Origin of the sequence: Pseudomonas kielensis (assembly GCF_014236655.1) — a bacterium.
Classification (GTDB): domain Bacteria; phylum Pseudomonadota; class Gammaproteobacteria; order Pseudomonadales; family Pseudomonadaceae; genus Aquipseudomonas; species Aquipseudomonas kielensis.
In genome coordinates, this window is the sequence record NZ_JACMYG010000005.1 from 167,351 (window position 1) to 193,809 (window position 26,459).

The 26,459-nt window shown below is 61.4% G+C and carries 19 protein-coding genes; 6 read left to right on the top strand and 13 right to left on the bottom strand.

Annotated elements, in window-relative coordinates:
* Positions 1 to 106: 106 nt before the first annotated feature.
* The 5 genes from topA to H7995_RS07145 form a co-directional block, all read right to left on the bottom strand.
* On the bottom strand, positions 107 to 2,728 hold the full coding sequence (gene topA, locus H7995_RS07125; RefSeq protein WP_166591883.1) for a type I DNA topoisomerase: 2,622 nt from the start codon (positions 2,726 to 2,728) through the stop codon (positions 107 to 109).
* A 114-nt stretch (positions 2,729 to 2,842) separates the two neighbouring features.
* Positions 2,843 to 3,079, bottom strand: coding sequence for a DUF1653 domain-containing protein (locus tag H7995_RS07130; RefSeq protein WP_095165329.1), 237 nt, complete (start codon positions 3,077 to 3,079; stop codon positions 2,843 to 2,845).
* A gap of 99 nt (positions 3,080 to 3,178) precedes the next feature.
* On the bottom strand, positions 3,179 to 4,354 hold the full coding sequence (fadA, locus tag H7995_RS07135) for an acetyl-CoA C-acyltransferase FadA (RefSeq protein ID WP_166591882.1): 1,176 nt from the start codon (positions 4,352 to 4,354) through the stop codon (positions 3,179 to 3,181).
* A 31-nt stretch (positions 4,355 to 4,385) separates the two neighbouring features.
* Positions 4,386 to 6,533, bottom strand: coding sequence for a fatty acid oxidation complex subunit alpha FadB (gene fadB / locus H7995_RS07140; protein ID WP_185818164.1), 2,148 nt, complete (start codon positions 6,531 to 6,533; stop codon positions 4,386 to 4,388).
* A 516-nt stretch (positions 6,534 to 7,049) separates the two neighbouring features.
* Positions 7,050 to 7,487: a hypothetical protein gene (locus tag H7995_RS07145; RefSeq protein ID WP_182341349.1), complete on the bottom strand. Its 438-nt coding sequence runs from the start codon at positions 7,485 to 7,487 to the stop codon at positions 7,050 to 7,052.
* Between the two features lie 104 nt (positions 7,488 to 7,591).
* Here H7995_RS07145 and H7995_RS07150 point away from each other — a divergent pair, with 104 nt between their 5' ends.
* The gene (locus H7995_RS07150; protein ID WP_166591879.1) at positions 7,592 to 8,029 is read left to right on the top strand and encodes a universal stress protein; all 438 of its coding nucleotides are present in this window, start codon (positions 7,592 to 7,594) and stop codon (positions 8,027 to 8,029) included.
* A gap of 93 nt (positions 8,030 to 8,122) precedes the next feature.
* Here H7995_RS07150 and H7995_RS07155 read toward each other — a convergent pair whose 3' ends face one another.
* Complete coding sequence (locus H7995_RS07155; protein WP_166591878.1) at positions 8,123 to 10,039, bottom strand: ATP-binding cassette domain-containing protein; 1,917 nt, start codon at positions 10,037 to 10,039, stop codon at positions 8,123 to 8,125.
* 213 nt (positions 10,040 to 10,252) lie between these two features.
* Between H7995_RS07155 and H7995_RS07160 the strand changes: the two genes are divergently transcribed.
* Positions 10,253 to 12,181, top strand: coding sequence for a transglycosylase SLT domain-containing protein (locus tag H7995_RS07160; RefSeq protein WP_166591877.1), 1,929 nt, complete (start codon positions 10,253 to 10,255; stop codon positions 12,179 to 12,181).
* Between the two features lie 195 nt (positions 12,182 to 12,376).
* Here H7995_RS07160 and H7995_RS07165 read toward each other — a convergent pair whose 3' ends face one another.
* A complete protein-coding gene (locus tag H7995_RS07165; protein ID WP_185818165.1) occupies positions 12,377 to 14,152 on the bottom strand; it encodes an ABC transporter transmembrane domain-containing protein in 1,776 nt (591 codons plus the stop codon).
* 260 nt (positions 14,153 to 14,412) lie between these two features.
* Between H7995_RS07165 and H7995_RS07170 the strand changes: the two genes are divergently transcribed.
* Positions 14,413 to 14,592 carry a PA1571 family protein gene (locus H7995_RS07170; protein ID WP_166591875.1) on the top strand — a complete coding sequence of 60 codons (180 nt, stop codon included), beginning with the start codon at positions 14,413 to 14,415 and terminating at the stop codon, positions 14,590 to 14,592.
* 63 nt (positions 14,593 to 14,655) lie between these two features.
* On the opposite strand, the gene pdxB is transcribed toward H7995_RS07170, so the two are convergent.
* Positions 14,656 to 15,786 (bottom strand): 4-phosphoerythronate dehydrogenase PdxB, encoded by a 1,131-nt coding sequence (pdxB, locus tag H7995_RS07175; protein ID WP_166591874.1) that lies wholly within the window; start codon positions 15,784 to 15,786, stop codon positions 14,656 to 14,658.
* 148 nt (positions 15,787 to 15,934) lie between these two features.
* Here pdxB and H7995_RS07180 point away from each other — a divergent pair, with 148 nt between their 5' ends.
* Positions 15,935 to 17,362, top strand: coding sequence for an MATE family efflux transporter (locus H7995_RS07180; RefSeq protein ID WP_166591873.1), 1,428 nt, complete (start codon positions 15,935 to 15,937; stop codon positions 17,360 to 17,362).
* On the opposite strand, the gene tusA is transcribed toward H7995_RS07180, so the two are convergent.
* Positions 17,359 to 17,610 (bottom strand): sulfurtransferase TusA, encoded by a 252-nt coding sequence (gene tusA / locus H7995_RS07185; RefSeq protein WP_371927888.1) that lies wholly within the window; start codon positions 17,608 to 17,610, stop codon positions 17,359 to 17,361. The genes H7995_RS07180 and tusA overlap by 4 nt on opposite strands.
* Before the next feature lie 107 nt (positions 17,611 to 17,717).
* Positions 17,718 to 18,791: a 23S rRNA (cytidine(2498)-2'-O)-methyltransferase RlmM gene (gene rlmM / locus H7995_RS07190; RefSeq protein WP_166591872.1), complete on the bottom strand. Its 1,074-nt coding sequence runs from the start codon at positions 18,789 to 18,791 to the stop codon at positions 17,718 to 17,720.
* Between the two features lie 198 nt (positions 18,792 to 18,989).
* Between rlmM and acnA the strand changes: the two genes are divergently transcribed.
* Positions 18,990 to 21,731: an aconitate hydratase AcnA gene (gene acnA / locus H7995_RS07195; protein ID WP_185818166.1), complete on the top strand. Its 2,742-nt coding sequence runs from the start codon at positions 18,990 to 18,992 to the stop codon at positions 21,729 to 21,731.
* Positions 21,732 to 21,812: 81 nt separating this feature from the next.
* Here the strand turns inward: acnA and H7995_RS07200 are convergent, their stop codons facing one another.
* Together H7995_RS07200 and H7995_RS07205 are read right to left on the bottom strand one after the other, a co-directional pair.
* Entirely contained in the window at positions 21,813 to 22,433 is a 621-nt protein-coding gene (locus H7995_RS07200; RefSeq protein WP_185818167.1) for a hypothetical protein, read from the bottom strand.
* The gene (locus H7995_RS07205) at positions 22,430 to 23,890 is read right to left on the bottom strand and encodes a PAAR domain-containing protein (RefSeq protein WP_244647652.1); all 1,461 of its coding nucleotides are present in this window, start codon (positions 23,888 to 23,890) and stop codon (positions 22,430 to 22,432) included. The genes H7995_RS07200 and H7995_RS07205 overlap by 4 nt, the downstream gene beginning before the upstream one ends.
* Positions 23,891 to 24,102: 212 nt before the next feature.
* Here H7995_RS07205 and H7995_RS07215 point away from each other — a divergent pair, with 212 nt between their 5' ends.
* Positions 24,103 to 25,668: a methyl-accepting chemotaxis protein gene (locus H7995_RS07215; protein ID WP_166590115.1), complete on the top strand. Its 1,566-nt coding sequence runs from the start codon at positions 24,103 to 24,105 to the stop codon at positions 25,666 to 25,668.
* Between the two features lie 93 nt (positions 25,669 to 25,761).
* Here the strand turns inward: H7995_RS07215 and H7995_RS07220 are convergent, their stop codons facing one another.
* Positions 25,762 to 26,439 (bottom strand): alpha/beta family hydrolase, encoded by a 678-nt coding sequence (locus tag H7995_RS07220; RefSeq protein ID WP_185818168.1) that lies wholly within the window; start codon positions 26,437 to 26,439, stop codon positions 25,762 to 25,764.
* Positions 26,440 to 26,459 lie beyond the last annotated feature (20 nt).

A 26,459-nucleotide genomic window follows, 5' to 3' on the forward strand; every position in this document is an offset into this window, starting at 1 on the left:
TGGCCTGACAGTGTCACGGATCAGACAAGGCATCCGCAAGCCCAAAACAAAGGCCGCATGCCCACCCGAGGGTAAGCATGCGGCCTGTTTGTAACGCGTTGCCGGCTTACTTGGCTACGCGCTTGTCTTCAACCACCCATTTGCCACCATCGTAGAAGGCCTTCCAACCGGTTGGCTTGCCCTCGACTTCGGTCTGCACGTACTGCTCCTTGGTCTTGCGGCTGTAGCGAATCACGGCTGGCAGGCCATCCGGATCCTTCTTCGGCGCTTCACAGAGGAAGTGGTACTTGGGATCGATCTCGTCCTTGTGGGGCACGATCTCGATCACCAGCGGCGCACGGGTCTCGCGGTTCTTCGGGAACTGGCTGGCCGCCAGGAACAGGCCGGAAGCCCCGTCGCGCAGGATGTAGGTGTCGTTGACCTTCTCGCACTTGAGTTCGGGCATCTTCACCGGGTCCATCTTCGGCGGCGCCGCATCACCGCTTTTCAGCAGTTTGCGGGTGTTCTTGCAGGTGGCGTTGGTGCAACCGAAGAACTTGCCGAAACGGCCGGTCTTGAGCTGCATTTCGCTGCCACACTTGTCGCACTCCAGGCTCGGGCCTTCGTAGCCCTTGATCCGGTAGCTGCCCTGTTCGATCTCGTAGCCATCGCAATCGGGGTTGTTACCGCAGATGTGCAGCTTGCGCTTTTCATCCAGCAGGTAAGCATCCATCGCGGTGCTGCAGATCGGGCAACGGTGCTTGCCGCGCAGCACCAGGGACTCCGATTCACCCTCGTCGTCCGCGGCGATTTCGTCGCCCGGCACCAGGTTGACGGTGGCCTTGCAGCGTTCTTTCGGCGGCAGGCTGTAGCCCGAGCAACCAAGGAACACGCCGGTCGACGCGGTACGGATCTGCATCGGGCGACCGCAGGTCACACACGGGATGTCGGTCATTACCGGCTGGTTGGCCCGCATGCCGTGTTCCGGACTCTCGGCCACTTCGAGCTTCTTCTTGAAGTCGCCGTAGAACTCGTCCAGCACGTTTTTCCAGTCACGTTCGCCCTGGGCGACGTCATCGAGGTTCTCTTCCATGCCGGCGGTAAAGCCGTAGTCCATGAGGTTGGAGAAGCTCTCGGACAGACGCTCGGTGACGATGTCACCCATTTTTTCCGAATAGAAACGACGGTTGTGCAGCGCGACGTAGCCACGGTCCTGGATGGTCGAAATGATTGCCGCATACGTCGATGGGCGACCAATACCGCGTTTTTCCATTTCCTTGACCAGGCTCGCTTCCGAGTAGCGCGCCGGCGGCTTGGTGAAGTGCTGGCTTGGATCAAGCTTGATCAGCTTGAGCACGTCGCCCTGGGCCATGTCCGGCAGCACGTCATCGTCGCCCGGCTTGGCCATTTGCGGCATTACGCGGGTGTAGCCGTCGAACTTCAGGATGCGGCCCTTGGCACGCAGCTCGAAGCCGCTGGCAGCGACGCTGACGGTGGTCGACAGGTATTTGGCCGGCAGCATCTGGCACGCGACGAATTGGCGCCAGATCAGCTCGTAGAGACGCTCAGCGTCCCGCTCCATGCCCGACAGCTTGCTTGGATCGGTATTCACGTCGGAAGGACGAATGGCTTCGTGAGCCTCCTGGGCGCCTTCCTTGCTGCTGTAGACATTCGGGGTTTCCGGCAGGTACTTGCCGCCGAACTCGCCTTCGATGTAAGTACGCGCCATCGCCACGGCATCAGCCGAGAGGTTGGTCGAGTCGGTACGCATATAAGTGATGTAGCCCGCTTCGTACAAACGCTGCGCCATCATCATGGTTTTCTTCACACCGAAGCCCAGGCGGTTACTGGCGGCCTGCTGCAGGGTGGAGGTGATGAACGGAGCCGACGGCTTGCTGCTGGTCGGTTTGTCTTCACGCTTGGCGATGGTGTAGCTGGACGACTTGAGCTTTTCCAGGGCCGCCATGGCCTGGGCTTCGTTGAGCGGCTTGAAGGCTTCGCCGTTTTCACGGGCCACTTCGAAACGCACATTGGCGCCCTTGGCGGTGCCGAGATCAGCGTGGACTTCCCAGTACTCTTCGGGGTTGAACGCACGAATCTCGCGCTCACGCTCTACCACCAGCTTCACGGCAACCGACTGTACACGGCCAGCCGACAGGCCACGGGCGATCTTCGACCACAGCAGCGGCGAGACCATGTAGCCCACGACGCGATCGAGGAAGCGCCGCGCCTGCTGGGCGTTGACCCGGTCGATATCCAGCTCGCCTGGCTGGGAGAAGGCTTCCTGGATCGCCTTCTTGGTGATTTCGTTGAACACCACGCGCTTGTAACGACTCTCATCCCCACCGATGGCTTCGCGCAGGTGCCAGGCAATGGCTTCCCCTTCGCGGTCCAAGTCCGTTGCGAGATAGATGGTGTCGGCGTCTTTGGCGAGCCGACGCAGTTCTTCGATGACCTTTTCCTTGCCCGGGAGGATCTCGTACTTGGCTTTCCAGCCGTGGTCCGGATCGACACCCATGCGCGCAACCAACTGCTTGCGCGCCTTTTCCTTAGGCGACAGCGCCGGCACTTCACCAGCAGCCGCCTTGCCGCGCTTGGCGGCAGGCTCTTTGCTGGCGCTAGCCGAACCGCTGGTGGGCAGGTCTCGGATATGGCCGATACTCGACTTCACCACGTATTGGTTGCCCAGATACTTGTTGATGGTCTTGGCCTTAGCCGGGGATTCCACAATGACCAGCGATTTGCCCATGGATCAGAAAATTCCTGAATTCGAGAAGTGAAAGGCGGTTGGCGCCTGACGCGGCACCGCTATATATAGTGGCAACAAGGTGAGGTCAAGCGCAGGGTTCTGCGCGACTTGCGCTTATGGCCGGGAAAAAAGGCTGGGTTCGGCCTGCACCAAAGCAAAGCGCGGGACCTGCTCGCCGTCAACTTCGACCGACTCCAGGAACATGCTCAAAGGGCGCACCCAAAAGCCGTAATCGCCATACAGGGCTTGGTAGAAGACCACTTCCTCTTCGGTTTCGGAGTGCCGTGCAACGTTGAAAACACGGTACTGCGGACCTTTGTAATGCTGGTAGAGCCCGGGTTGGATCGGCATGCTCTGGGCCTCGTTCAAATACGTCGAAATAAAAAACAAAAAAATCTTCAGAAAAACAAAAACCGGGGCACTTGGCCCCGGCTTCCGTCAACGCAACGCTTAAACGCGTTCGAAGACGGTGGCAATGCCCTGGCCGAGGCCAATGCACATGGTCGATACACCGAAGGTGCCGCCATTCTGCTTCATGACATTGAGCAGGGTGCCGGAGATACGTGCACCGGAGCAACCGAATGGGTGGCCCAGGGCGATCGCGCCGCCGTGCAGGTTAACCTTCTCGTTCATCTTGTCGAGCACTTTCAAATCTTTCAGCACCGGCAGGGCCTGTGCGGCGAAAGCTTCGTTGAGCTCGAAGAAGTCGATGTCGGAGATGCTCAGACCCGCGCGCTTCAATGCTTTTTGTGTCGCCGGTACTGGACCATAGCCCATGATCGCCGGATCCACACCCGCCACTGCCATCGAACGGATCACCGCCATTGGCTGGATACCCAGGTCCTGGGCACGCTGCGCCGACATCACGATCATGCACGAAGCACCATCGGTGATCTGCGACGAAGTACCGGCTGTCACGGTGCCGCCCTTTGGATTGAACGCTGGCTTCAATGCCGCCAGGCTTTCCAGGGTGGTTTCCGGACGAATGGTTTCGTCGTAGTCGAACAGCTTCAGGAAACCGTTCTCGTCGTAACCCTGCATCGGGATGATTTCGTCCTTGAACTTGCCTTCCACGGTCGCCTGGTGGGCGAGTTGGTGGGAGCGCACGCCGAAGGCATCTTGCTGCTCGCGGGTAATGCCGTGCATCTTGCCCAGCATTTCCGCGGTCAGGCCCATCATGCCCGAGGCTTTGGCCGCGTACAGCGACATGTGCGGGTTCGGATCGACACCGTGCATCATGCTCACGTGACCCATATGCTCGACGCCGCCGACGACAAATACGTCACCGTTGCCGGTCATGATCGCTTGCGCGGCAGTGTGCAGGGCACTCATGGACGAGCCACACAGGCGGCTGACGGTCTGGCCTGCAGCGGTGTGCGGGATCTGCGTCATCAGGGACGCCATGCGGGCGATGTTCCAGCCCTGCTCCAGGGTCTGGTTGACGCAGCCCCAGATCACGTCCTCGACTTCGTTCGGGTCGACCTTGACGTTGCGTTCCAGCAGTTTGCTGATCAGGTGCGCCGACATGTCTTCAGCACGGGTGTTGCGGTGCATGCCGCCCTTGGAGCGGCCCATCGGAGTACGACCAAAGTCGACAATCACGACGTCTCTAGGATTCAAGCTCATAAAATTTCACTCTCGCTCAAAAGTTGGACGCTTAACCGAAGAACCGCTGGCCGGTCTTGGCCATCTCACGCAGTTTTGCGGTCGGGTGGTACAGCGCGCCCAAATCAGCGTACTGGTCAGCCAGGGCAACGAACTCGGCAACACCGAGCGAATCGATGTAGCGCAGTGCACCGCCACGGAATGGAGGGAAACCAATACCGTAGACCAGGCCCATGTCGGCTTCGGCAGCCGTCTCGACAATGCCGTCTTCCAGGCAACGCACGGTTTCCAGGCACAGCGGGATCATCATCCAGTTGATGATGTCTTCGTCAGTGACTTCGCGCTGCTCGTAAACGATTGGCTTGAGCACTTCCAGCACCGACGGGTCGGCGACTTTCTTCTGCTTGCCGCGCTTGTCGGTCTCGTAGGCGTAGAAGCCCTTGCCGTTCTTCTGGCCCAGACGCTTGGCTTCGTAGAGCACGTCAACAGCCGAACGACGGTCGTCTTTCATGCGGTCCGGGAAGCCTTCAGCCATCACGTCACGACCGTGGTGACCGGTGTCGATGCCGACCACGTCCATCAGGTACGCCGGGCCCATCGGCCAGCCGAATTTTTCCATGATCTTGTCGATACGCACGAAGTCCACACCGGCGCTGACCAGCTTGGCGAAACCGCCGAAGTACGGGAACAGGACGCGGTTGACCAAGAAGCCCGGGCAGTCGTTGACCACGATCGGGTTCTTGCCCATTTTCTTGGCATAGGCAACGGTGGTGGCCACAGCCAGCTCGCTGGACTTCTCGCCACGGATCACTTCCACCAGCGGCATCATGTGCACCGGATTGAAGAAGTGCATGCCGACGAAGTTTTCCGGACGCTTGAGGGCCTTGGCCAGCAGGCTGATGGAAATGGTCGAGGTGTTGGACGCGAGGATGGTGTCCTCGTTGACCTGGTCTTCGACTTCAGCCAGCACAGCTTGCTTGACCTTCGGGTTCTCGACCACGGCTTCAACCACCAGGTCGACATGTCCGAAGTCGCCGTAGGACAGGGTAGGACGAATGCCGTTGAGCACTTCAGCCATTTTCGCGGCGGTCATGCGACCTTTATCCACGCGACCCACCAACAGCTTGGCAGCCTCTGCCAGGCCTTGCTCGATACCGTGCTCGTTGATGTCCTTCATCAGGATCGGCGTGCCTTTGGACGCCGACTGATAGGCGATACCGCCACCCATGATACCGGCGCCCAATACGGCAGCCTGTTTCACATCCTTGGCGATTTCGTCGTAGGCCTTGGCCTTTTTCTTCAGCTCCTGATCGTTCAGGAACAGACCGATCAAGCTCTGCGCAGCAGAGGTCTTGGCCAGTTTGACGAAACCGGCCGCTTCGATTTCCAGGGCCTTGTCGCGACCGAAGTTCGCGGCTTTCTGGATGGTCTTGATCGCTTCAACCGGCGCCGGGTAGTTCGGGCCAGCTTGACCGGCGACAAAACCCTTGGCGGTTTCGAACGCCATCATTTGCTCGATGGCGTTGAGCTTGAGCTTTTCCAGCTTCGGCTGACGCTTGGCCTTGTAGTCGAACTCGCCAGAAATGGCACGCTTGATCAGCTCCAGCGCAGCTTCCTGCAATTTGTCAGCTTCAACCACAGCATCCACCGCACCGACTTTCAGTGCGTCTTCAGCACGGTTTTCCTTGCCGGCGGCAATCCACTCGATGGCGTTGTCGGCACCGATGAGGCGCGGCAGGCGCACGGTACCGCCGAAGCCTGGGTAGATGCCCAGCTTGACTTCCGGCAGACCGATCTTGGCCGTGGTGGACATGACGCGGTAATCCGCGGCCAGGCACATTTCCAGGCCGCCACCCAACGCGATGCCGTTGATCGCGGCGACGGTTGGCACGTTGAGGTCTTCGAAATCGCTGAAAATCTTGTTGGCTTCGAGGTTGCCCGCAACCAGCTCGGCATCCGGCAGCTTGAAGTTGTCGACGAATTCGGTGATGTCGGCGCCGACGATGAACACGTCTTTACCGCTGCTGACGATCACGCCCTTGACCGACGCATCTGCCTTGATGGCGTCCACGGCCTGACGCAGTTCGTTCAGGGTTAGACGGTTGAACTTGTTGACGGACTCACCCTTGAGGTCGAACTTCAGTTCGACGATGCCACTTTCAAGAGCCTTAACCGTGATGGCTTTACCTTCGTAAATCATCAACTGATCTCCACGATATGGAAGCTGAACAGTACACGTCGGACGCTGATGTCCTGGCTGGGCATAGACGCTACGGTCGATGCTAACGCCATTCCACCAGGCACACCCGCCAACGCGATAGTCGGGATTCTGTAGGAGCGCTCTGAAATACAAACGCTCAATTCATACGCCCGTTTGATTTGGGTACGCCACCTTCACGGAATTTCCGACAATTGTCAATCGCCCAAAACGCTGGTTGAAACGCGACTTTGCGGTCATTTCCGTACCACGAAGACCAGCAACACGCGGCTGCATGTGCTGTCATTCATAGAATCAATATTTAGAATCGTCGCCCTAATCTGCAGCAAGCGCTGCTTTAACAGCTACGCTGGCAGGGGCGATAGAGGAAAAATCAGCGCGCTGGGAGGGATATCCAGCGTAGGATCAGTACGACAGAACGTTTCCGGCCTGCCTGGCCAACTCCAGCCCGATGCTGATTGTCGGGCTTTTTATTGCCCGTCATTAAACGCACCGCGCTCAGGCGAGCGCCTTGAGGGTGGCATCGATCTGCTGCAGCACCTGGGGCTCGCCCTTCTCGCCCCAATACAGGGTGATCATCTGCTTGTCCGCTTCGACCTTGTAGACGTTGCCTGGCAACTTTTCGAAATGAATCAGCAAGGCCGGATCCTCGCAGGGCTCCTGCCACTGATTGACCCACAGGCCCGGGGCTTTCTGCCAGTAGCTCCAACACGCCGGCCGGTTGCCACGGCGCGGCCGGTGGTACTGCGCACACGGGCTGGGGGGCTCCGGCTGCAGCCAGTGCGGCCACTCCTGCGGCGCCAACTGCATGGCCAGGCCGATGCGTCGCGCCTCCATGCGCAGGGCCATCCTGCCGCCCTGGCGACGCGACGGGGCGAGCCATGCCAGGGGGCTGAGCATTACCGCAAGGATTGACACCACTATCCAGACCGTCATATCTGTACTCCCGATTCTTGATGGGCGCATTGATCTCTGTCGAAACCAATACGCTTGAAACCAGCCATACTTACCCTTATCGCAATCCTCAGGAGGTGCACCCCATGCCCTACCACCATATTCTGGTCGCCGTCGATCTAACCGAAGAATGCGATCCCGTGATTCACCGCGCCCGCGAGCTGGCGGTGAGCAACAGCGCCAAACTGTCCCTGGTGCACATCGTCGAACCCATGGCCATGGCCTTTGGTGGTGACGTGCCGATGGACCTGTCGCAACTGCAACAACAGCAGTTCGACCAGGCCAAGGAACGCCTCGAGCGCCTGATCCTCAAATATCCGGAGCTGACCAAGGACTGCAGCCACCTGACCTACGGCCAGCCGCGCCAGGAAATCCACCATTTCGCCAAGGAACAGGCCTGCGACCTGATCGTGGTTGGCAGCCATGGCCGTCACGGCCTGGCATTGCTGCTGGGCTCCACCGCCAATGACGTGCTGCACGGCGCGCCGTGCGATGTGCTGGCGGTTCGCCTAGTCAAAAGCTGACACCCGCTCCTACAGGGGTTCGATTCGAGCCTGCTGCATACAAAAAGCCCGGCACTCATCACTGAGCGCCGGGCTTTTTTACTGCAAGATCACTCAGGCATCCAGCTCGGCCCAACGCTCGACCATCACCTCAAGCTCAGCCTGCAACTGCTCCAGCTGGGCAATCACGGCCGCCGTCTCGGCAGCGGGACGCTGATAGAAGCTGGCGTCGGCCATTTGCGCTTCGACGGCCGCGATCTGCTGCTCCATGGCTTCGATCTGACCCGGCAGGGCTTCGAGCTCACGCTGCAACTTGTAGCTGAGCTTCTTTTTGGCCGCGGGTGCTTCCACCGCTGGCGCAGGTGCAGGCGCCGCAGCGACCACAGCCGAGTTCAGGTCAGCCTTGCCCGATTTGCTCTCGGTCACGCCCAGCAGGCGTGGCGAGCCACCCTGGCGCAGCCAGTCCTGGTAGCCGCCGACGTATTCACGCACCTTGCCTTCACCTTCGAAGACCAGGGTGCTGGTCACCACGTTGTCGAGGAATGCCCGGTCGTGACTGACCATCAGCACGGTGCCGTTGAAGGTCAGCAGGACCTCTTCCAGCAACTCGAGGGTTTCCACATCCAGGTCGTTGGTCGGTTCGTCGAGCACCAGCAGGTTGGCTGGTTTGCTGAACAACTTGGCCAGCAACAGACGGGCACGCTCGCCCCCGGACAGCGCCTTGACCGGCGTGCGGGCACGCTGCGGGCTGAACAGGAAGTCACCGAGGTAGCTCAGCACGTGGCGGCTCTGGCCGTCGATGTCGATGAAATCGCGACCTTCGGCAACGTTGTCGATCACGGTTTTTTCCAGGTCCAACTGGTGGCGCAACTGGTCGAAGTAAGCCACGTCGATGCGCGTGCCCTCTTCCACTTTGCCGCTGGTCGGTTGCAGACCGTTGAGCATCAGCTTGAGCAAGGTGGTCTTGCCGGTACCGTTGGCGCCGAGCAGGCCGATACGGTCGCCGCGCGTCAGGACCATCGAGAAATCCTTGATCAGGAATGGACCACCCGGGTGAGCAAAACTCACGTTCTCGAGGACCATCACCTGCTTGCCGGATTTGTCAGCGGTGTCCAGCTGAATGTTCGCCTTGCCGGTGCGCTCGCGGCGCTCGCTACGCTCGACGCGCAGGGCCTTGAGGGCACGTACGCGGCCTTCGTTACGGGTGCGACGGGCCTTGATGCCCTGGCGGATCCAGACTTCTTCCTGGGCCAGCTTTTTGTCGAACAGCGCGTTGGCGGTCTCTTCGGCCGCCAGCGTGGCTTCCTTGTGCACCAGGAAGCTGGCGTAGTCGCCGTTCCAGTCGATCAGCCCGCCGCGATCCAGTTCGAGGATGCGGGTGGCAAGGTTCTGCAGGAATGAACGGTCGTGCGTGATGAACAGCACGGCGCCCTGGAAATCCTTCAGGGCTTCTTCCAACCAGGCAATCGCACCGATGTCCAGGTGGTTGGTTGGTTCGTCGAGCAGCAGCAGGTCCGGCTCGGAAACCAGCGCCTGCGCCAGCAGGACGCGACGACGCCAGCCACCGGACAATTCGGCGAGGGTCTTGTCGGCAGGCAATTGCAGACGGCTCAGGGTGCTGTCGACCAATTGCTGCAAGCGCCAGCCGTCACGGGCTTCGAGGTCGTGCTGGACGTGCATCAGCTTGTCCAGGTCGGCGTCGGTGACAATGTTCTGGCTCAGGTGGTGGTACTGCGCGAGCAGCTCGCCGACACCGTCCAGGCCTTCGGCCACCACGTCGAATACGGTCCGCTCGTCGGCCACCGGCAATTCTTGCGGCAATTCGCCAATCTTGAGGCCAGGTGCGCGCCAGACGGAGCCGTCATCGGGCTTCTGATCGCCCTTGACCAGCTTCATCATGCTGGACTTGCCTGTGCCGTTGCGGCCGATGATGCACACCCGCTCACCACGGGCGATCTGCCAGGACACCTTGTCCAACAACGGCATAGAGCCGAAAGCAAGGGACACATCGCTGAATTTGAGCAGGGTCATGAGCTTCTCCAAAAACTGGGCGCGCATTCTACCTGACTTGAGGCGTCAGAAGGCTGGCATTTTCACTGTAGGAGCACTCTGCACATTAATTGTTGCGAACTTGTGCCGGCGGGCCGGCAAAGCTTTCACCCGTTGCTGGCAAAAGGCTAAGCTACAGATAATCAGTGCTGGCACCTGCTGGCACTTGTCACGATTTCTCTGCCCGGATGTCTCATGCGCAGTCGCCTCTTCAGCTTTTTATCCTGTCTGCTCCTTTCCGCCACTGCCGCTCAATCCGCCCAGGCAGTGGACCTGTCTACCCAACGCCTGTATTACGACGAAGCCAAGCGCGCCCTGGCCAAGGGTGACACCGGTCCGTATTTTCGCTACAGCCAGGCTCTCGCGGACTACCCGCTGGAGCCCTACCTGGCGTATGACGAACTGACCGCCCGCCTGAAAAGCGCGAGCAACGCCGAAATCGAGAAATTCCTCGCCGAGCACGGCGACCTGCCCCAGGCCAACTGGATGAAGTTGCGCTGGTTGCGCTGGCTGGCCGATCGCGGGGACTGGGCGACCTTCCAGAAATACTACGATCCCAAGCTCAATTTCACCGAGCTGGACTGCCTCAACGCGCAGTACCAGATCAGCCACAACCTCAAGGCTGAAGGCTACGCCAACACCGAAAAACTCTGGCTGACCGGCAAATCCCAGCCGGCCGCGTGCGACACCCTGTTCGGCATGTGGGCGGCCCAAGGCCAACTCACCGAACAGAAACGCTGGGAACGCGCCAAGCTGGCCGCCCAGGCTCGCAACTACGCGCTGGCCAACAGCCTGGTCAGCAGCATGACCACCCTGGCACCCCGTGGCCGCCTGCTGGTGGACGTGGCGCAAAAACCCGAACTGCTGAACCAGCCATCGCGCTTCACCCCGGCGGATGAGCCCATGGCCGATGTGGTCAGCCTGGGCTTGCGCCGCCTGGCCCGCCAGGACCCGGAAAAGGCCATGGCCCTGCTCGACGGTTATGCCAGCAGCATGCATTTTTCCCGCGATGAAAAAGTCGCGATTGCCCGGGAGATCGGCCTGACCCTGGCCCGCCGCTTCGACAGCCGCGCCCTGGACGTAATGACCAAGTACGACCCGGAACTGCGTGACAACACCGTGTCCGAATGGCGCCTGCGCCTGCTGCTGCGCCTGGCCCGCTGGAACGACGCCTATCAGTTGACCCAGCGCCTGCCGCAAGACCTGGCCACCACCAATCGCTGGCGCTACTGGCAGGCCCGCAGCCTGGAACTGGCACAACCGCAGAACCCGCAAGCGCAGACCCTGTACCGCAGCCTCGCCCGTGAGCGGGACTTCTATGGCTTCCTCGCCGCCGACCGCTCGCAGTCTGCGTATTCGCTGAACAACAAGCCCCTGGTGATGAGCCAGGCCTTGATCAACAAAGTGCGCAATACTCCCGGGGTGCGCCGCGCCCTGGAATTCCATGCCCGTGGGCAGATCGTCGACGGCCGCCGCGAGTGGTACCACGTCAGTCGCCACTTCAACCGCGACGAAATGGTCGCCCAGGCCAAGCTGGCCTATGACCTGAAATGGTACTTCCCGGCCATCCGCACCATCAGCCAGGCGCAATACTGGGACGACCTGGACATCCGCTTCCCGATGGCCCACCGCAACACCCTGGTGCGCGAAGCCAAGGTGCGTGGCCTGCACTCCAGCTGGGTGTTTGCCATTACCCGCCAGGAAAGCGCCTTCATGGATGACGCCCGCTCTGGCGTCGGTGCCAGCGGCCTGATGCAACTGATGCCCGGCACCGCCAAGGAAACCGCGCGCAAGTTCAACATCCCCCTGGCCTCGCCCCAGCAAGTGCTGAACCCGGACACCAACATCCAGCTTGGCGCGGCCTACCTGAGCCAAGTCCACAGCCAGTTCAACGGCAACCGGGTACTCGCCTCCGCCGCCTACAACGCCGGCCCCGGTCGCGTGCGCCAATGGCTGCGCGGCGCCGACCACCTGAGCTTCGACGTCTGGGTGGAAAGCATCCCGTTCGACGAAACCCGCCAGTATGTGCAGAACGTGCTGTCTTATTCGGTGATCTACGGGCAGAAGCTCAACTCACCCCAACCGCTGGTGGATTGGCATGAGCGCTATTTTGATGATCAGTAACCTTCCTGACTGAAGAAAAGCCCGCATCATGGGATGCGGGCTTTTTTTTGGCAGGATTTAGCTGGCCTTGGGTGCGAATCCTACCGGCCCACGGATCCCCCACAACAGCTGGACTACTAGGTCGGTTACTGGGTCGGTTCAACACCCCTAAACAGCATCCTGCCGCCCTGAGAGCGGAAAACCCGGCCCCTTCCCTTATGACACCTCATGCCCATCACTGAACTGCAACGCCGCCAGCCGTGCATACAACGCATTGCTGTCAATCAGCTGCTGATGAGTGCCCACCGCCACCAGCTTGCCCTGGTCCATCACGGCGATCCGGTCGGCGTTTTTCACTGTGGCCAGGCGATGGGCGATGACCAGTGTGGTGCGGTTTTTCATCAGGCTCGGCAGGGCCTGCTGGATCAAGTACTCGCTCTGGGCATCGAGGGCGCTGGTGGCCTCGTCCAGTAGCAGGATCGGTGCATCCACCAGCAAGGCGCGGGCGATGGCCAGGCGCTGGCGCTGACCACCGGAAAGCCCCAGCCCGCCATCACCCAGGTGGGTCTGGTAGCCGGCGGGCATCTGCTCGATAAAGTCGTGGGCGTAGGCAATCCGCGCGGCCTCCTGGACCTGTGCCAGGGTTGCCTCGGGTTTGCCATAACGAATGTTCTCCTCAACGCTGCCAAAAAACAGCGCCGGGTTTTGTGAGACCAGGGCGAAGCAGCGACGCAGGTCCTGCGGGTCGAGTAGTGTCAGGTCTACGCCATCCAGCAGAATCTGCCCCTGCAGCGGGTCATAGAAGCGCAGCAGCAGGTCATACACCGTCGACTTGCCCGCTCCCGAAGGCCCGACCAGCGCCAGCGTTTCGCCAGCGTTGATCCGCAGGCTCAAACCGTCGACGGCAAAGCTTTGCGGGCGCGAAGGGTAGCTGAAGCGCACCTCCTGCAGTTGCAGTTCGCCGCGCACCCGCTCGGGCAAGGTTACCAGGCCAGTGGGCGGCGGCTGGATGATGTTTTCCGCACGCAGCAACTCGGCAATCCGCTCGGCCGCACCGGCAGCCCGCTGCAGCTCGCCAATCACCTCGCTCAGGGTGCCAAAGGCACTGCCGACGATCAGGCTGTAGAACACGAACGCCGCCAGCTCCCCGGCGCTGATGCGCCCGGCAATGACGTCCATGCCACCGACCCAGAGCATCACCCCGACTGCGCCGAGCACCAGGATGATGACCAGGGTGATCAGCCAGGCACGCTGCAGAATGCGTTTGCGCGCGGTGTCGAACGCCTGCTCCACCGTGGCCGCAAAACGCTGCTCGTCCTGGGCCTGATGGTTGTAGGCCTGAACCGTCTTGATCTGGCCCAGGGTCTCGGCCACATAGCTGCCGACATCGGCAATCCGGTCCTGGCTCAGGCGCGACAGGCTGCGTACCCGCCGGCCGAAAATCAGGATCGGCGCCAGCACCAACGGCAGCGCCACCACCACAATGCTGGTCAACTTCGGGTTGGTGATGAACAGCAGCACGATACCGCCGATCACCATCAAGGCATTGCGCAGGAACAGCGACAGCGACGAACCGATCACCGATTGCAGCAAGGTGGTATCGGCGGTCAGGCGCGACTGGATCTCGGAACTGCGGTTGTCCTCGTAAAACCCGGGATGCAGGTAGATCAGGTGATTGAACACCTGCCGACGGATGTCCGCCACGCAGCGCTCACCAATCCACGACACCAGGTAAAAGCGGGTGAAGGTCCCCATCGCCAGCCCCACCACCAGCAGCAGGAACAGGCCAATGCTCTGGTTGAGCAGGTGCGGCGATTGGGTCATGAAGCCTTGGTCCACCAGCAGGCGGATGCCCTGCCCCATGGACAGGGTAATGCCGGCGGTGACGATCAGCGCCAGCAAGGCACCCAAGGCCTGCCAGCGATACGGCGTAATAAATTGCAGGGACAAACGAATCGCGCGACGGTGGCGGGCTGACAGCATCAGGATCATCCAAAAGGGCCAACTGAAAGAATTAACGCGGGCCAGCGTACACCGGTCAATTCAAGGGAACTTGGGTAAATCGTAATCAGTCGGATTGAATATGACCTGTAACAATAGCGCCTAGATGCTATTGGTCTAATGTCCGGCTGGAAGTTAAAGAGTATTTCTGGTGGAGTGGAGATACCGCCTGATCGCCCTGCGTAGAGCTGTCACAGTGTGGTCACCTGGCGGATTTAGAGTAAGCGCACAACCTGATGAGGAGACAGGCCATGTCCTTGCAACACAGCAGCGATGACAAGATTCAAGTGATTCGCACGCAGCCGCACCAGTCTCTGGGGTGCGCCATTATTGACGCCCAAGGCCGCGAAGTACCGATCACTGAAGACATGATCCAGAGCGCATGCCGCGAACTGGAACAGCGATTGGTCAAGCCTGCCGAACATAAGTGACATATCGCCTGATATCTTCGAACCCGGCCCGCCTAGGCCGGGTTTTTTATGGCCGCGATTGCGCTAGAGCGCCTGCGCACCCAAGGCTGCCACGATCTGACGCAACTCCGGCGACTGGCCTTCGATCTGCACGCGCAGCCCGTCAATCTCGCGGCGCTCCGGGTAGTGCTTGCGCAACAGGTCAAACGCCGTGCGCTGCTCGGCTCCGCTGACCACCAGGCTGCGCCGAAAATCCGCATCGTCGCGGCGCGGGTCGTAGACCCCACGGCAGAGCATCGCCAGCGCCCAGGCTGGATCGCAACTGGCGCTCAGGCTGACCTGCGCCAGCCAGGGAGCGGGCAGCAGTTGATCCAGCGACACGCTCGCCGGCTGACCGAGGAACTGGCACAACGCCTGATAAATCTGGGCCGTGCCACGTTGCTTGCCATCGAGGCTGTAGCCAGCGATATGGGGGGTCGCGATCACGCACAATTCGGCGAGGGCAATATCGACACTCGGCTCGCCCTCCCAGACGTCCAGTACCGCCTGCAGGTCTTCGCGCTCCAGCAGCACTTCGCGTAGCGCCTGGTTATCCACCACCGGGCCGCGACTGGCATTGATCAACCAGGCACCCGGCTTGAGCTGCTCCAGGCGCTGGCGATCAAACAGGTGCCGGGTCGACGGGGTCAAGGGGGTGTGCAGGCTGATCACATCGCATTGCGCGATGACGTGCTCAAGGCTGGCGTAATCGCCCCCCTCGGCCGCCTGGCGCGGCGGGTCGCAGACCAGCACCTTCCAGCCCAGGCCTTGCAGCACCTTGACCAGCCGCCCACCCACCTGGCCAGCGCCGACCACCCCAAAGGTGCGCTCGGCCAGCGCCACGCCTTCGATCTCGGCCAGGGTCAACAAGCTGCCCAGCACATAGTCGACCACACCACGGGCGTTGCAACCCGGGGCGCTGGACCAACCGATATTGGCCTCGGCAAAGTACTCAAGGTCCAGGTGATCGGTGCCAATGGTGCAGGTGCCGACAAACCGCACCTTGCTGCCTTGCAGCAGGTCGCGACTGACGTGGGTCACCGAGCGCACCAGCAGCACATCGGCTTGCTCGACGGTGGCGCGATCGATGGACCGGCCCGGCACGCGGCGGATTTCGCCGAAACCTTCGAAGAAGGCGTCGAGCAGCGGAATATTTTCGTCAGCAACAATCAGCATGGCAGGCTCCTTTGGCGGACCGGCAGTGTAGCGCAGCTCCCACCAGAGGCGGCGATTACAAATCCACAACACTGGAGTTTTCCTGACTGCTGCGTCAGGGCGTAGAATGCGCCGCCTTGCGCATCAAAACCCTTTGGACGCTTCGCCTGTGAACGCCGTGACTGACAGCACCACCGCTACTGTTCCACCCCGCACCACCCCGGTTCGCCTGGAGCTCAAAGGCCTGCTCGGCCTGGCCTTGCCGATCATGGTCGCGCAACTGGCCACCACGGCCATGGGGTTTGTCGATGCGGTGATGGCCGGCCGGGTCAGCCCAAAGGACCTGGCGGCAGTGGCCCTGGGTAACTCGATCTGGATTCCGGTGTACCTGTTGATGACCGGCGTGCTGCTGGCCACCACCCCCAAGGTCGCCCAACGTTTTGGCGCCGGGCAATTCGAGCAGATCGGCCCTCTGACCCGCCAGGCCCTGTGGCTGGCGTTGTTCGTCGGTCTGCTGGGCAGCGGCCTGTTGCTCAGCGCCGAGCCGATCCTGCACTGGATGAAAGTCGACCCGCAGCTGATCGACCCGAGCATGGGCTATCTGCAGGGCATCGCATTCGGTTTTCCAGGTATCGCCTTCTACTACGTGCTGCGCTGCTACAGCGATGGCATGGGGCGTACCCGCCCGAGCATGGCCATCGGCCTGAGCGGCCTGCTGCTCAACATCCCGCTCAACTATGCGCTGATCTACGGCCACTTCGGCCTGCCGGCCATGGGCGGCGTTGGCTGCGGTTGGGCCAGTGGCATCGTGATGTGGTTCATGGCGCTGAGCATGGCTGGCTGGACCCGCTGGGCGCCCTTCTATGCCCGCACCCGGGTGCTGGTGCGGATCGATCGGCCGCAATGGGCGGTGATCAAGCGCCTGATCGGCATCGGCCTGCCGATCGGCATCGCGGTGTTCGCCGAATCGAGCATCTTCGCGGTCATTGCCCTGCTGATCGGCAGCCTCGGCTCGACCGTGGTGGCCGGGCACCAGATCGCTCTGAACATCAGCTCGCTGCTGTTCATGATTCCCTACTCGTTGGGCATGGCGGTCACCGTCCGGGTCGGCCAGGCACTGGGTGCCGGCAACCCCTACCAGGCACGTTTCGCGGCGAAGGTCGGGCTGGGTGCGGCCCTGGTGTTTGCGGCATTCTCGGCGGGCCTGATCCTGCTGTTGCGCGAACCCATCGCCTCGATCTACACCCCTGACCAGAGTGTGATCCAGATCGCCTCGATGCTGATCGTGTATGCCGCGCTGTACCAGTTCTCCGATGCGATCCAGGTGATCTGCGCCGGGGCGCTACGGGGCTATCAGGACACCCGGGTGACGATGATCCTGACCCTGTTCGCCTATTGGGGCATCGGCCTGCCGGTGGGCTACGTACTGGGACTGACCGACTGGTTCGGCCCGGCCAGCGGCCCGAGCGGCTTGTGGGAAGGCCTGATCGCCGGCCTGAGCTGCGCGGCGCTGATGCTGTCGATCCGCCTGGTGCGCAGTGCCCGCAAGCGGATTCGTATTCATCAGCGCACCACCGACCCTGTAACCGCCGGCTAAACGGACTTCTTGCGAATCCAGTACAGGTAGGTGCCGCTGTCTTCATGCTGGCCGACCAGTTCATGGTCGAGAAACACGCAGAACTTGGGAATGTCGCGACGGGTCGAAGGGTCCGTGGCAATCACCTTGAGCAGGCCGCCGGGGACCAGGTCGCGAATGTGTTGGTGCAGCATCATCACCGGTTCCGGACAGTTCAGGCCGGTGGCGTCGAGGGTGCCGTCAACCGGCGTATGGATCAATTCACTCATGTCTGACTCCTGAAACGTGCCGGCATTGTCGCGCAAAGCCGGGGGCTGCGTCAGCTATGGCGTAACACCATTACTGTGGCAGCGATCCCGCTCGCAATGGGCCCCGCTCAACGGGATTTGGTTTTTTTCACATCATGCCGGCGCAAATGGCAGGTCACTTCCTCGCGGTCGTGATACAGCTGCTTGCAGCCGATATCGACCCGAATCCCGCGGGCCTTGAAACCTTCCGCGATGCGCTCGAGCAAGCGCTTCACTTCGGCATAACGCTGCTTCATCGGCAGCTTCAGGTTGACCACCGCTTCGCGGCAATGCCCGTCACCGATCCACTCTTCCAGCATCGCCGCGTTGCGCGCCGGCTTCTCGACGATGTCGCAGACCATCCAGTCCACCGGCTGCTTGGGCTTGAAGGTGAAGCCGTCGGCCATCAAGTGCTGCACCAGCCCGGTGTCCATCAGGCTTTCAGCCATCGGCCCGTTGTCGATAGCCGTGACCAGCATGCCCCGATTGACCAGTTGCCAGGTCCAGCCACCCGGGGCGGCACCGAGGTCGACGCCGGTCATGTCACTGTGCAGGCGCTCATCCCACTGGTCACGCGGGATGAAGTGGTGCCAGGCCTCTTCCAGTTTCAGGGTGGAGCGGCTTGGCGCTTCACGGGGAAACTTCAGGCGTGGAATACCCATCGGCCACATGGCCGAGTTGTTGGCTTCCGCCAGGCCCATGAACACTTCGCGCCCACTTTTGAAGGTCAGCAGCAAACGTGGCTTGTGCGGGTCTTCAACCAGCTTGCCAGCCGCCATGAGCGCCTTGCGCAGGTGGCCTTCGAATTTCTTGCAGAAGTTCGACAGTTCCTTGCCGTCATTGGTATCGACCATTTCCAGCCACAGGCTGCCGCACACCGGGAAATCCGCCAGGTGGGCGAGGATCACGCTGATGCGATCGGTTTCCGGCAGGTCGATAAAGATTCCGCGCGCCCATTGCCGCGGGAAGATCAACTGGGCAAAACGCTGGCCGCGCATCAAGCGCTCGGCGCCGTCTTCCTCGGTGCAGACGAACTCGGCGCAGGCGCTGGCGGTTTTGGCCTTGGCGTAGCCGGCTACGTTCAAACGCGCAGCATGTTCGGCGATCTCCGAGCAGACTTCACCTTCGAAGCCCGGCCGGCAATGCATAAAGAGGATGTTCATTAAATCTCCTGGGCAAGTGCGCGCAAACTTGCCCTGTAGCAAAGCCTGTCACGAAAACCGGCGCATGATAACTGACTTCGGAACCCTGGACCCGCCCATAGAGTCCAGTAATTAGCCAGCTACTTAAAACAGAGCTAGGTTTAATGCTCTGTCCGTCCCGTCAGTCCGTAGCCGTGCGGACTCAAAGGAGTCATTTCAATGCCGTCCCTCGATAGCCTGAAAACCCTTAGCACCCTGCAAGTCGACGACAAGACCTATCACTACTTCAGCTTGCCGACGGCTGCCAAAGCCCTGGGCAACCTCGACCAGCTGCCGATGTCGCTCAAGGTACTGCTGGAAAACCTGCTGCGCTGGGAGGATGGGAAAACCGTCACCGGCGCCGATCTCAAGGCCCTCGCCGGCTGGCTCAAGGAGCGGCGCAGCGACCGGGAAATCCAGTACCGCCCGGCGCGGGTATTGATGCAAGACTTTACCGGAGTACCAGCGGTGGTCGACCTGGCCGCCATGCGTGCCGCCATGGCCAAGGCCGGCGGCGACCCGCAACGCATCAATCCGCTGTCGCCGGTGGACCTGGTGATCGACCACTCCGTAATGGTCGACAAATTCGCCAGCAGCAGTGCGTTCGAAGAGAACGTCGACATCGAAATGCAGCGCAATGGCGAACGCTACGCCTTCCTGCGCTGGGGCCAGAGCGCCTTCGACAACTTCAGCGTGGTCCCGCCGGGCACCGGCATCTGCCACCAGGTGAACCTTGAATACCTCGGGCGCACGGTGTGGACCAAAGACGAGGACGGCCGTACCTATGCCTTCCCCGACACCCTGGTGGGCACCGACTCCCACACCACCATGATCAACGGCCTCGGGGTGCTGGGCTGGGGTGTCGGCGGGATCGAGGCCGAAGCGGCGATGCTCGGCCAACCGGTGTCGATGCTGATTCCGGAAGTGATCGGCTTCAAGCTCACGGGCAAGCTCAAGGAGGGCATCACCGCCACCGACCTGGTGCTGACCGTGACCCAGATGCTGCGCAAGAAAGGCGTGGTGGGCAAATTTGTCGAGTTCTACGGCGACGGCCTGGCCGAACTGCCCCTGGCCGACCGCGCCACCATTGCCAACATGGCTCCGGAGTACGGCGCGACCTGCGGCTTCTTCCCGGTGGACCAGGTAACGCTGGACTACCTGAGCCTGTCCGGGCGTCCGACTGCGGTGGTCAAGCTGGTGGAGGCCTACAGCAAAGCCCAGGGCCTGTGGCGCCTGCCCGGCCAGGAGCCGGTGTTCAGCGACAGCCTGGCGCTGGACATGGCCAGCGTCGAAGCCAGCCTCGCCGGGCCAAAACGCCCGCAAGACCGGGTCTCGCTGCCCAACGTGGCCCAGGCCTTCAGCGATTTCCTCGGGCTGCAGGTCAAGCCCACCAGCAAGGAAGAAGGCCGCCTGGAAAGTGAAGGCGGTGGCGGTGTGGCCGTAGGCAATGCCGACCTGGTCGGCGAGGCGGATTACCAATACGAGGGTCAGACCTATCGCCTGAAAAACGGCGCCGTGGTCATTGCCGCCATCACCTCCTGCACCAACACCTCCAACCCCAGCGTGATGATGGCCGCCGGGCTGGTGGCGAAAAAAGCCGTGGAAAAAGGCCTGCGGCGCAAACCCTGGGTCAAGAGCTCCCTGGCGCCCGGCTCCAAAGTGGTGACCGACTACTACAAAGCCGCCGGCCTGACCCAATACCTCGATCAACTGGGCTTTGCCCTGGTGGGTTACGGCTGCACCACCTGCATCGGCAACTCCGGCCCCTTGCCGGAGCCAATCGAAAAAGCCATCCAAGGCTCGGACCTCACCGTCGCCTCGGTGCTGTCGGGCAACCGCAACTTTGAAGGCCGGGTCCATCCCCTCGTGAAAACCAACTGGCTCGCCTCGCCCCCGCTGGTGGTGGCCTATGCACTGGCCGGCACAGTGCGCATTGATATCAGCCGCGAATCACTGGGCGACGACAAGGACGGCAACCCGGTGTACCTGCGCGACATCTGGCCCAGCACCCAAGAGATCGCCGATGCGGTCAACCAGGTCAACACCGCCATGTTCCACAAGGAGTACGCCGAAGTATTCGCCGGCGACGAACAGTGGCAGGCCATCGAGGTGCCTCAAGCGGCCACCTACGTCTGGCAGCCAGACTCCACCTACATCCAGCACCCGCCGTTCTTCGACCACATCGACGGCCCGCCGCCAGTGGTCGAGGACGTCAATCACGCCCGGGTACTGGCGCTGCTCGGCGACTCGGTGACCACCGACCACATCTCCCCCGCCGGCAACATCAAGGCCGACAGCCCGGCCGGCCGCTACCTGCGCGAAAAAGGGGTCGAGCCACGGGACTTCAACTCCTACGGCTCACGGCGCGGCAACCATGAAGTGATGATGCGCGGCACCTTCGCCAACATTCGCATCCGCAATGAAATGCTCGGTGGCGAAGAAGGTGGCAACACCCTGTACATCCCCACTGGCGAGAAAATGGCGATCTATGACGCAGCCATGCGCTACCAGGCCGCCGGCACCCCGCTGGTGGTGATCGCCGGGCAGGAATACGGCACCGGCTCCAGCCGCGACTGGGCCGCCAAGGGCACCAACCTGCTGGGGATCAAGGCGGTGATCGCTGAGAGCTTCGAGCGAATTCACCGCTCCAACCTGGTGGGCATGGGCGTCCTGCCGCTGCAGTTCAAGCTCGACCAGAACCGCAAGAGCCTGAACCTCACCGGCAAGGAAACCCTGAGCATCCAGGGGCTCAGCGGCGTGGAACTGACGCCACGGATGAACCTGCCCCTGATCATCACCCGCGAGGACGGCAGCCGCGAGAAAGTCGAAGTGCTGTGCCGGATCGACACCCTCAATGAAGTGGAGTACTTCAAGGCCGGGGGGATCCTGCACTACGTGTTGCGCCAGTTGATTGCCTCGTAAGGGCACCCCGAACGCTTTTAGGTGGGTACTCGCGCTGCCTTTTCAGCAGCGCGAGTACAAGTCCCATAGCTGCAAACCGACTCATTTCACGCCTCGTGACTTGGAAAGCCCAAGCGTGATGAGGTAACGCTCCTCTGTGGGCCGCTTATAGTCGCGAAAGCGATTAACCATGAGCATGACCTGATACTTGTCACCCGCTAGCCAGTAAGCCGTACCGCCTTTATTGACTTCGCGCAGTTGGGCACGCCATTGGGGGGTATCGGCGAACGACGGAAAGTCCCCGGCCCGATTCGGCGTCCAGCCGCCCTTGCGCCACTGCTCCTGCAGATCCAGTACGACCTTGAGGGCGTCATCGAGTAACAGGGGCTCGATTTGCGGGGACATGCGGATGCTGTGAATCAACTCATCCCGGTATATCACCGTAAAAAAACGCGCCGATGGCGTCACAAACCCGTACTGAGGGTCTGTGAATCGCAGGCGCGCATCCGACATGGGAATATTGAATGACACTTCCCCGGGGATGGCCGGAGCAATCGCAGCACTGGAGCGTTGGCGCATCGCCTCATAGGGTTCGCCAATTACCAGCGCAATCTCTGGCTCGCCGGATTGGGCATACAGGCGAATCGCCGCCAGCGCCAAAAGAATAATGACCACCTGTGCAATCCGCTGGTATTGCCAACCCAGCGTTGCGAGCCAGGTCATCGTAAGGCCTGAGCTGAAGCGATATCCCGAATCGACTGGGTAATCAGGTAGCGATCATTTCCCTGTAGCAACTCATCAAATTTCGCGGCGGCCTTGAGCACAAAGCTCATACGCTGCTTGACGTCGGACAGGTCGGCAAAGGGATTACTGCCGAATCCGATTGTGCGTCCGTCATCGACCCGCTGACACTGGCTGGCCAGCGTCAGCTCGATGGCTTGTGCGGCGCCCGAGGGGAAATTAACAACGTGGGAAAGATGATTGCCACGCAGCAAGGCGACTAATTTCAGGTCGCTGTACATTGTCGGCTGCAAGATATTGACCTGTTCGTGCGTCGCGAGAAACTTAACACCCTCGGCGATACGACCGCCCTCGATGGCCTGAAAACTTTCCAGGATTTCATCGTGGTCTGCGCCGAATGCCAGCCTTTCCTGCGCCACAGGCCACAGCACCGGATTCTGAACATTTCCATAGATGTTTTTCCGCGAAGGTAAGCAGGCCTCCAGCGCCGACATCCCCCGCTCTTGATAAAAAACATGCAACGGATACACGTCCAGGAACAGCGTGGTATTACCCATGGACAACATCTTGTACACGTGTTGGTACAACTGCTGCGCGTAGGACAGTTCGCCCTCGGGCCTGAAATCGATGCCTGGCAGCGGGTTGTTGCGCAGCGCGTGCTCGTAGTCACGTTGTGCTTGCTGGAAGGTCTGGAGTCTGGCCTGTCGCTCGCGTTCGCTGGGCTCGAGCAAGCCATAGAAGCCTGACCTGGCACTCTGTTGCAGTTGCTGCTCGGCGTCATATTCAGCCTGGATCCGGTCGATCGAATCTGCGGCATGCAGCAAGCCACAACCCACCTGTTTTGATGCGAAGGCGGCGAGGCCGGCCCACTGGAAACGCGGGTCCTGCAGCCACAGTCGGGCGTAGGCGGCGTTGATCGCGCAGTTGCGGGCCTTGGGATCGGCGATCAACTGGCCGCCCGGTGCGACGATGGACTCGGCTAGTTGCTGGTAACTGATCCAGAGATTTTCGCAGGCCCTTCCAGGTCGTTCGGTGAAGGTGGGTGTGGGGCGGCTGGGTGTTGCAGTGAAATTGGAGGAGCGCGGCCCGGTTGCAGGCTGCTGGGATGTGGCCGAAGCGGACGGCGGCGTGAAGCGCGGATCTGGTGCGAGGTCCTTGAACTCCTGGCACTGCAGGGTCTGGTTGGCGATCAGGCGTGGTGGTGGGTCGCACTTGCAGTGACAGAGGTCACCGTCCAGGGCGGTGGGGCGTCCTTGCATAAGGTCCACCAGGTGCGGGCCGTCGCAGACGATGACGCCAGTGCTGTCGCAGGCTGGACAAGCCACTTCATCGCCTTCGCGGGCGATGGGCTGGCCATCGATGGTCCAGAATTCGTAGCCGGTCATTACGGTGCCGTCGGCAGTGGTCTTGGCCCCGACGGTGATGTGGTAGCGCTTCATGCCAGATTGTTCCCTGTCGATTTGACGAAAGGACGCACGCTAGATGAGGCGCTCGCGGGAAATAAATCAGACGTTTCCTTGAGTGCTGTAGGCCCACTCCGCTAATGACGCATCGGTCGTTTTGCGACGCAGCGCCGACTTCCTGAAAAATAATTTCAATAATTCACCGGACTGGCCGAAACCCTGTCAAAGCCTTGCGGATTGAAAAAGCCATGCGTAATAACCAGCCCATCACTCAACGCGAACGGACCTTCCCGGCACAGCAACGGTTGATTTCCACCACCGATGCCAAAGGCGTGATCAACTACTGCAACGACGCTTTCGTCGAAATCAGTGGGTTCTCCCGTGAAGAGCTGATCCGTGCGCCGCACAATGTGGTCCGTCACCCCGACGTCCCGTCGGCGGTCTTCGCGCATATGTGGGGCACATTAAAACAAGGCCTGCCATGGATGGGCATTGTCAAGAATCGCTGCCAGAACGGTGACCACTACTGGGTCAACGCCTACGTGACCCCGGTGTTCGAAGGCAACCAGGTGATCGGCTACGAGTCGGTGCGGGTCAAGCCCACCGCCGAGCAGATCCGCCGCGCCGAGACCCTGTACCAGCGCATCAACCAGGGCAAGTCCGCCGTTCCCCAGCGTGACAAATGGCTGCCGGTGCTGCAGGACTGGCTGCCGTTCATTCTGGTCAGCCAACTGAGCTTCATGATCGGCGCCACCCTCAACTCGCAATGGGGCTTTGCCCTCGCTGCCGGCCTTTCGGTGCCCCTGGGCCTGCTCGGGTTGAGCTGGCAACAACGCGGCCTCAAACGTCTGTTGCGCCTCGCCGAGCAGACCACCTCCGACCCGCTGATCGCCCAGATGTACACCGACAGCCGTGGCGCCCAGGCGCGCCTGGAGATGTCGATCCTCAGCCAGGAAGCCCGCTTGAAAACCTGCCTGACCCGCCTTCAGGACACTGCCGAGCACCTGACCGAGCAGGCGCGCCAGTCTGACCAACTGGCCCACAACAGCTCCACGGGCCTGGAGCGTCAGCGCGTGGAAACCGAGCAGGTGGCCACCGCCGTCAACCAGATGGCCGCCACCACCCAGGAAGTGGCCAGCCACGTCCAGCGCACCGCAGACGCGACCCAGGAGGCCAACCGCCTGACCGGACGCGGCCGCGATATCGCCGGGGAAACCCGCGACGCCATCCAGCGCCTGTCGGTGGTGGTCGGGGAAACCGGCCTGACCGTGACCCAACTGGCCAAGGACAGCGACGAAATCGGCGGTGTGGTCGATGTGATCAAAGGCATTGCCGACCAGACCAACCTGCTGGCCCTCAACGCCGCCATTGAAGCGGCCCGCGCCGGCGAGATGGGCCGGGGTTTTGCAGTGGTGGCCGACGAAGTCCGGCAACTGGCGCAACGCACCAGCGAGTCGACCGGGCAAATCCACAGCCTGATCGCCAAGCTCCAGCAAACCGCCAGCACCGCCGTGCAAACCATGGAAGCCGGCCATCGCCAGGCAGAAGAAGGCGTGGCACGGGTCCTGGAAGCAGATCAGGCCCTGGTGGGCATCAGCGAGGCGGTGGCCAACATCACCGACATGACCACTCAGATCGCCGCCGCCACCGAGGAGCAGAGCGCCGTGGCCGAAGAAATCAGCCGCAACATCAGCAACATTTCCCATCTGGCCGACCAGACCTCGGAACAGGCGCAGAACTCGGCACTCCTCAGCGAAGAGCTGACCCGGACCGCGAATACCCAGTACTCGCTGGTGGAGCGCTTCAACCGCTGATTGCGATTGATCGCTACGGGGGATCGAGGTTAAGACAGTTGCTCCTACAGCGAGCGTTAGCTCGCCTACAGCTCTTGATCTTGATCCACCCAACTACCGCAAAAACTCCGCAATCCCCTGCGCAGCCGCCGCCAAATGCTGCTCATGACTAACCCCAGAAGCCTTCAGCGGCTTCAAGTCATGATCCGCTGCCACCAGCCACATCAGCTCGATGCAAGGCGCCAAGTCATAACCCTCCACCGTATCCCGATTGCCCAACCCATCCCGCTCACCCTGGACAATCAAGGTTCGGGTTGTTAATCCAGCCAAATGCTCCACTCGCGGCTTCTCCGGCTTACCCACTGGGTAAAACGGATACCCCAGGCACACCAACGCATCCGCACCCAACTCGTCCGCCAGCAAACTGGCCATCCGCCCGCCCATGGACTTGCCGCCAATGGCCAGGCGCCCAGCGACATGACGTCGCACCAGGCGATACACCTCTCGCCAGCACTCGAGCAGCTTCGGCGCCGGATTGGGGGGGCGCCGACCGCCGTCCAGGCGTCGCTGGGCCATGTAGGGAAACTCGAAGCGCAACACATTGACCCCGCGGGCAGCAAGGCGTGCAGCCATGTCACTCATCCAGGCGCTGTCCATCGGCGCACCCGCGCCATGGGCAAGAATCAGGGTCGCCACGGCCGGCGTCGAGGCACCATTCCACAGCCATCCCTGTTCACGCACACACCGCGCCCATTGATCCCCGTCAATACTGGCCTTGTGCTCTTTGTCCATGCTTGCCTCGCTTTTAATCT